General features: G+C 72.6%; 5 protein-coding genes, 1 tRNA gene and 1 pseudogene. 5 read left to right on the top strand and 2 right to left on the bottom strand.

Features of this window, described 5'->3' with window-relative positions:
* Nucleotides 1-1,106 (bottom strand): metallophosphoesterase family protein (locus IE249_RS32590; protein ID WP_373304517.1); only part of this gene is annotated, 1,106 nt, incomplete at its 3' end.
* A 66-nt stretch (nucleotides 1,107-1,172) separates the two neighbouring features.
* On the opposite strand from IE249_RS32590, the gene IE249_RS32595 reads away from it, so the two are divergent.
* From IE249_RS32595 to IE249_RS32615, 5 genes are all read left to right on the top strand, one after another.
* On the top strand, nucleotides 1,173-1,523 hold the full coding sequence (locus IE249_RS32595) for a metallopeptidase family protein (protein WP_189710667.1): 351 nt from the start codon (nucleotides 1,173-1,175) through the stop codon (nucleotides 1,521-1,523).
* Nucleotides 1,524-1,626: 103 nt separating this feature from the next.
* Nucleotides 1,627-2,160: a hypothetical protein gene (locus tag IE249_RS32600; RefSeq protein ID WP_189710669.1), complete on the top strand. Its 534-nt coding sequence runs from the start codon at nucleotides 1,627-1,629 to the stop codon at nucleotides 2,158-2,160.
* 251 nt (nucleotides 2,161-2,411) lie between these two features.
* Nucleotides 2,412-4,598 carry a DEAD/DEAH box helicase gene (locus IE249_RS32605; RefSeq protein WP_189710671.1) on the top strand — a complete coding sequence of 729 codons (2,187 nt, stop codon included), beginning with the start codon at nucleotides 2,412-2,414 and terminating at the stop codon, nucleotides 4,596-4,598.
* Nucleotides 4,599-4,660: 62 nt separating this feature from the next.
* A complete protein-coding gene (locus IE249_RS32610; RefSeq protein ID WP_189710673.1) occupies nucleotides 4,661-6,205 on the top strand; it encodes an amino acid permease in 1,545 nt (514 codons plus the stop codon).
* Nucleotides 6,206-6,293: 88 nt separating this feature from the next.
* Nucleotides 6,294-6,366, top strand: a tRNA-Lys gene (locus IE249_RS32615).
* 92 nt (nucleotides 6,367-6,458) lie between these two features.
* Here IE249_RS32615 and IE249_RS32620 read toward each other — a convergent pair.
* A pseudogene (locus tag IE249_RS32620) lies at nucleotides 6,459-6,845 on the bottom strand (arsenite S-adenosylmethyltransferase); the annotation flags it as partial.

Genomic DNA, 6,845 nt, shown 5'->3' on the forward strand with positions numbered 1-6,845 from the left:
GTGAACTGCGGATCGCCGATGCCGGCGAAGCGCAGTCCCGCGACGGTCTCGGCGCGGCCGTCGTCCAGGACGCGCACGTTCTTCATGCGCTCCAGGTAGCGCTGGGTGGTCGCCGAGTCGTGGTTGCCCCGGACCCAGACGTAGGGGACGCCCAGGTCCTTGACCGGGTCCAGGAAGCCGTTCTCCGCTGCCGTGCCGTGGTCCATGGTGTCGCCGGAGTCGACGATCACATTGACGTCGTACTGCTTCACCAGCGAGGCGATGATCTTCCAGCTCGCCGGGTTGAGGTGGATGTCGGAGACGTGCAGGACCCTGATGGTGGTGGGGTCGGGCTGATAGGCGGGGAGGGTGGAGGTGACGTCGTAGAGCTTGGTCACGTTGGTGACCAGGCGGGCCAGCTCCTTCTGGTAGACGTCGAACTCGGTGACGATGCTGCGCGCGTTGCCGACCAGCGAGGGCGCCGAGGAGAGCAGCCCGGAGAACCGGGGTTCGAGGACCGACTTGGGGTTCCAGGTGGCGTACGCGGTCGCCCCGGAGGCGCCGAGGAGGGCGAGGGCCAGACCGCCGGCGGCCAGGGCGCGGCGGGGGCGGCGGTAGACCGCGAGGCCGAGGGCGACGGCCCCGGAGACCACGGCCACGCAGGAGCGGACGGCGAGGTCGAGGGTGCCGTGCTCGACGTCGTGCACCACCTCGTCCTGGAGGCCGGATATGCGCTCGGGGTGGTCGACCAGGGCCTGGGAGCGCTCCGGGTCGAGCTGGTCGACGTTCACGTCCAGGCGCACCGGGGCCTGGTGGCTGTCCAGCTGCAGGGCGCCCAGCGGGGACACGTTGATCTTGGTGCCGCCGCTGAGGGAGGGGCGCAGCGTCATCGTCGTGTTCATGGGGCCCACGGGCACGCGCACGTTGCCGACGATCAGCAGACCCAGCCAGGCGCCGACGACGACCACGGTGACCAGGCCGAGGGCGCGGGCCCAGGGGTGGGGCTCGTCGGTGAGGGTGAGGGTGCGGACGGGCTGGGAGCGGAGCGGGCGGCGGCGGGCCATTGGTCGCGTATGCCCATGGGCGGCACTGGATATGCGGGCGACAGGTATGCGGGCACGGGACATGCGGGCACGCGAGATGCGCGGCTCGGGAGCGGGGTCGGCCCGGGGTCCGTACCGGACAATGGCGGTGTGCTGGAGATGACGCGCGAGGAGTTCGAGAACCTGGTCGCCGAGGCCCTCGACCGGATCCCGCAGGAGCTGACGCGGCTGATGGACAACGTCGCGGTCTTCGTCGAGGACGAACCGCCCGCCGACGACCCCGAGCTGCTCGGGCTGTACGAGGGGACCCCGCTGACGGAGCGGGGCGAGTGGTACGCGGGCGTGCTGCCCGACCGGATCACCGTCTACCGGGGGCCGACGCTGCGGATGTGCGAGACACGGGAGGACGTGGTGGCCGAGACCGAGGTCACGGTGGTGCACGAGATCGCCCACCACTTCGGGATCGACGACGCGCGGCTGCACGCGCTGGGCTACGGCTGAGGCCGGACCCCGCCGTGGCCGAGGTCCGCGTGGGCGGTCGCGTGTCCTCTTGCGGGTGAAGGGAGTTGGGCACGGTGACTTCTTCACTCCGGAGGTGGCTTCCGTGCGCCCCTTGTACGTGTCCGTCCGTCTCGCCGCCGCGGCCGCCGTCGTCGCCACCGCCGCCGGCTGCGTGAGCGTGGGCGGAGCCTCCGACGGCGGGGCCCGGCCGTCGCACTCCGCGGGTCACCGGGTGGGTGACGGCCGGCAGGGCGGGCCGGGGGTGTCCGGCGGCGGGGTGGGGCGTGCCGGTGGCACCGGCGACGGCAAGCACGGGCACGGCGGGAAGGGCAAGGACGGTGAGTCGCCGTCCGCGTCGGCCTCGCCGTCCGCGGCGGGCAGCGCATCCGCCGTGCCGCCGGGCAAGCACGGGGTGCCGCCGAAGGCGGGCGATCCGACGCCCACGCAGGCGGTGCCGGCGCCGCCGCAGAGCTCCGCCGCGACGGAGGCGCCGCCCGCCTCGCCGCCGGCCCCGCCGCCCTCGTCCGACCCGACGGTGGCCGAACCCTCCTCCTCGGCCCACGAGGGACCGGGGCCGCAGCTGGAGGAGCGGGAGCCGGCGCCGGCACCGGGCCGGTTGCGTTCGCGTCGGACCTGAGCGCGGGGGCTGGGCGTCGGGGCGCCCGAGCCCGGGGCGCTGACCTGGGGGTATGGTGCCGGTTTGCCTTCGGGGGTGGAGGGTGCGTATGGTGGTAGATCGTTTGATCCCATTTGCCCGGCGCCCACGCAGAGCGCGCCGTGTGGCGCGTACTCTCCCTTGCCGTGGCGGACCGCATCGAGGCGGTCGTGAATCGAAACACGGAGTTGACGGGCGCGTGCCGACGAGACTCCGGAAGGTTTCGCATTCGCATGTCCATTGCCAGTACTGATCACGTCGTCGTGCCCGAGAACGCCGACGTCGCCGAGGTCACGGAGACCTCCGAGACCCTCGAAGCGGCCGCCGAGGCTCCCGAGATCACGTTCGCCGACCTCGGCCTGCCCGAGGGTGTCGTGCGCAAGCTCGCGCAGAACGGCGTGACGGTCCCCTTCCCGATCCAGGCCGCGTCCATCCCGGACGCCCTGGCCGGCAAGGACATCCTGGGCCGCGGCCGCACCGGCTCCGGCAAGACCCTGTCCTTCGGCCTGCCGACCCTGGCCACGCTGGCCGGCGGTCGCACCCAGAAGCACAAGCCGCGCGCCGTGATCCTCACCCCGACCCGTGAGCTCGCGATGCAGGTCGCCGACGCGCTCCAGCCCTACGGCGACGTCCTCGGCCTGAAGATGAAGGTCGTCTGCGGCGGCACCTCCATGGGCAACCAGATCTACGCCCTGGAGAAGGGCGTCGACATCCTCGTCGCCACCCCGGGCCGCCTGCGCGACATCATCAACCGTGGCGCCTGCTCGCTCGAGGACGTGCGGATCGCCGTACTCGACGAGGCCGACCAGATGTCGGACCTGGGCTTCCTGCCCGAGGTCACCGAGCTGCTCGACCAGGTCCCGGCGGGCGGCCAGCGGATGCTGTTCTCCGCGACCATGGAGAACGAGATCAAGACCCTCGTCGACCGCTACCTGACCGACCCCGTCTCGCACGAGGTGGACGCGGCGCAGGGTGCGGTGACGACCATGTCGCACCACATCCTGATCGTGAAGCCCAAGGACAAGGCGCCGGTCACCGCGGCCATCGCCTCCCGCAAGGGCCGCACGATCATCTTCGTGCGCACCCAGCTCGGCGCCGACCGGGTGGCCGAGCAGCTGCGCGACGCCGGCGCGAAGGCCGACGCGCTGCACGGCGGCATGACCCAGGGCGCCCGTACCCGGACCCTCGCCGACTTCAAGGACGGTTACGTCAACGTCCTGGTCGCGACGGACGTCGCCGCGCGCGGCATCCACGTCGACGGCATCGACCTGGTCCTGAACGTCGACCCGGCCGGCGACCACAAGGACTACCTGCACCGCGCCGGCCGCACGGCCCGCGCCGGCCGCACCGGCACGGTCGTGTCGCTCGCGCTGCCGCACCAGCGGCGCCAGATCTTCCGCCTCATGGAGGACGCGGGCGTGGACGCCTCGCGCCACATCATCCAGGGCGGCGCCACCTTCGACCCGGAGGTCGCCGAGATCACCGGCGCCCGTTCGATGACCGAGGTGCAGGCCGAGTCGGCGGCCAACGCCGCGCAGCAGGCCGAGCGCGAGGTCGCGCACCTGACCAAGCAGCTGGAGCGGGCGCAGCGGCGCGCGGCCGAGCTGCGCGAGGAGTCCGACCGGCTGGTCGCCCGGGTCGCCCGTGAGCGCGGCGAGGACCCGGAGGTTGCGGTGGCCCAGGCCCAGGCGGCCGAGACCGTCGTCGAGCGGGTGGCCGAGGTGTCGGTGCCCGAGCAGTCGGCGGCCCAGGACGTCGACCGCGCGGAGCGGGGCGAGCGCTTCGAGCGGGGTGAGCGTGAGGAGCGTACGGCGGTCTCGTCGTACGACCGTCGTGAGCGCCGCGACGACCGGGGTGACCGGGACCGCGACCGCGCCCCGCGCTCCTTCGACCGTGACCGGGATCGTGACCGGGACCGTGGGTTCCGCCGGGACGACCGTGGTGGCCGTTCCTTCGAGCGCCGCGACGACCGGCGTGACGACCGGGGCGGTTTCAACCGTGACCGTGACCGCGGCGGCCGTGGCTTCGACCGTGACCGTGACCGGGACCGTGGGTTCCGCCGGGACGACCGTGGTGGCCGTTCCTTCGAGCGCCGCGACGACCGCCGCGACGACCGGCGTGACGACCGGCGTGACGACCGGGGCGGCTTCAACCGCGACCGCGACCGCGACCGCGCCCCCCGCTCCTTCGACCGCCGGGACGAGCGCGGCGGCTTCCGCCGGGACGACCGTCCGGCCCGGCGCGACGAGCGCGGCGGCCACCGCGGCAGCGACCGTCCGTTCAACCGCGACCGTCAGGGCGACCGCCCCGGCTTCCGTACCGGCGGTCACGACCGTCCGTACGGCCGCCGCGACGACCACCGCGGCGGTGGCTCCTTCGGCCGCCGCGAGGACAAGCCGCGCTGGAAGCGCAACGGCTGACGCGCTGACACCGGCCCGCCAGTGACGCATGTCACGCCCCCGGCAAGGGAATTGCTGGGGGCATGACAGATGACGCCAGAACGGGCTCCAGCGGTGGGCTGTCGGACGAGGAACGGCTGGCCCAGCTCGGCTACACCCAGGTCCTCGCCCGCCGCATGTCGGCGTTCGCCAACTACGCGGTCTCCTTCACGATCATCTCCGTCCTCTCCGGCTGCCTGACCCTCTACCTCTTCGGCATGAACACCGGCGGCCCCGCCGTGATCACCTGGGGCTGGGTGGGCGTCGGCCTGATGACGCTGTTCGTCGGGCTGTCGATGGCCGAGATCTGCTCGGCGTACCCGACCTCGGCGGGGCTGTACTTCTGGGCGCACCGGCTGGCGCCGCCGCGCTCGGCCGCCGCCTGGGCCTGGTTCACCGGCTGGTTCAACGTGCTGGGCCAGGTCGCGGTGACCGCGGGCATCGACTTCGGCGCGGCCTCCTTCCTCGGCGCCTACCTCAATCTCCAGTTCGGCTTCGAGGTCACCCCTGGCCGCACCGTCCTGCTCTTCTCCGCGATCCTGGTGCTGCACGGCCTGCTGAACACCTTCGGCGTGCGCATCGTCGCCTTCCTCAACAGCGTCAGCGTGTGGTGGCACGTGCTGGGCGTCGCGGTGATCGTCGGCGCGCTGGCCCTCGTGCCCGACCACCACCGGTCGGCGTCCTTCGTGTTCACGAAGTTCGTCAACAACACCGGCTGGGGCAGCGGGCTCTACGTCGTCCTGCTCGGCCTGCTGATGGCCCAGTACACCTTCACCGGCTACGACGCCTCCGCCCACATGACGGAGGAGACCCACGACGCCGCCACGGCGGGCCCGAAGGGAATCGTCCGCTCCATCTGGACCTCGTGGATCGCCGGCTTCGTCCTCCTGCTGGGCTTCACCTTCGCCATCCAGTCCTACGACAAGGAACTCGCCTCCCCGACCGGCGCGCCGCCCGCCCAGATCCTCCTGGACGCCCTCGGCGCCACGGCGGGCAAGCTGCTGCTCCTCGTGGTCGTCGGCGCGCAGCTGTTCTGCGGCATGGCCTCGGTCACCGCCAACAGCCGTATGATCTACGCCTTTTCGCGCGACGGCGCGCTGCCCTTCTCGCACGTCTGGCACACGGTCAGCCCGCGCACGCGCACCCCCGTGGCGGCGGTCTGGCTGGCGGCCCTGGGCGCCCTCGTCCTCGGCCTGCCCTACCTGATCAACGTGACCGCCTACGCGGCCGTGACCTCGATCGCCGTCATCGGCCTCTACATCGCCTACGTCGTGCCGACCCTGCTGCGGGTGCGCCGGGGTGACGACTTCGAGCGCGGGCCCTGGCACCTGGGCCGCTGGTCGCGGACGATCGGGGTGATCGCGGTGGCCTGGGTCGGCGCGATCACGATCCTCTTCATGCTCCCCCAGGTCTCCCCGGTCACCTGGGAGACCTTCAACTACGCCCCGGTCGCCGTCCTGGTCGTCCTGGGCTTCGCCACCACCTGGTGGCTCGTCTCGGCCCGCCACTGGTTCCTCAACCCGGCCCACGAACGCACCGTCGCCCGGGAGGCGGCCCGCACGGGCGCCCCCGACCCGGCCGACCCCTGACCCGTACGGCAGACTTCCGGCCCGGCACTCCGATACCCGATCGGAGACCCGGCCTCGTCCGGCTATGCTCGGGGAGGCAACATCGCCTGGGCCCTTAGCTCAATTGGCAGAGCAGTGGACTTTTAATCCATTGGTTGTGGGTTCGAGTCCCACAGGGCCTACGGATGCGGACGGAGGGTCGGCCTCTGGTCCGCCGCGCGGCGCCCGGGCCGGCTTCGGCCGGTCCGGGCGCCGAGTCCTTCCGTCAGGCCGCTCAGCCGGTGCAGCCGCAGCCCGAGGCGGCCTTGGCCTCGGTGACGGTCCGGGACGGGTCGGCCGCCGACTCGGTGGGAGTGCAGCAGGCGTTGACGCCGCAGCAGGTGTCGGCCGTCCCTCCGGCCCCAGCGGTGGCGTCGGCCGCCGCGGGCTTGGTGGCCCGGATGATCGCCGAGTGCATTCCGTCCGCGACCGGGTGGGTCGGAGTGATCTCGATGTCCGTGAAGCCGGCCGCCTCCAGTCCCTGGTGGTATTCGGCGAAGGAGAGGGCACCGGCGATGCAGCCGACGTAGTCGCCGCGCTCGGCCCGCTGTCCGGGCGTGAGGGCGTCGTCGGCGACGACGTCGGAGACGCCGATGCGGCCGCCGGGCCTGAGGACGCGGAA

This window comes from Streptomyces anandii JCM 4720 (assembly GCF_014650655.1).
Taxonomy (GTDB): Bacteria; Actinomycetota; Actinomycetes; order Streptomycetales; family Streptomycetaceae; genus Streptomyces; species Streptomyces anandii.

Coding starts and splice junctions, on each gene's coding strand:
- IE249_RS32605 (WP_189710671.1), top strand. CDS start 2,412: ATGTCCATTGCCAGTACTGATCACGTCGTCGTGCCCGAGAACGCCGAC.
- IE249_RS32610 (WP_189710673.1), top strand. CDS start 4,661: ATGACAGATGACGCCAGAACGGGCTCCAGCGGTGGGCTGTCGGACGAG.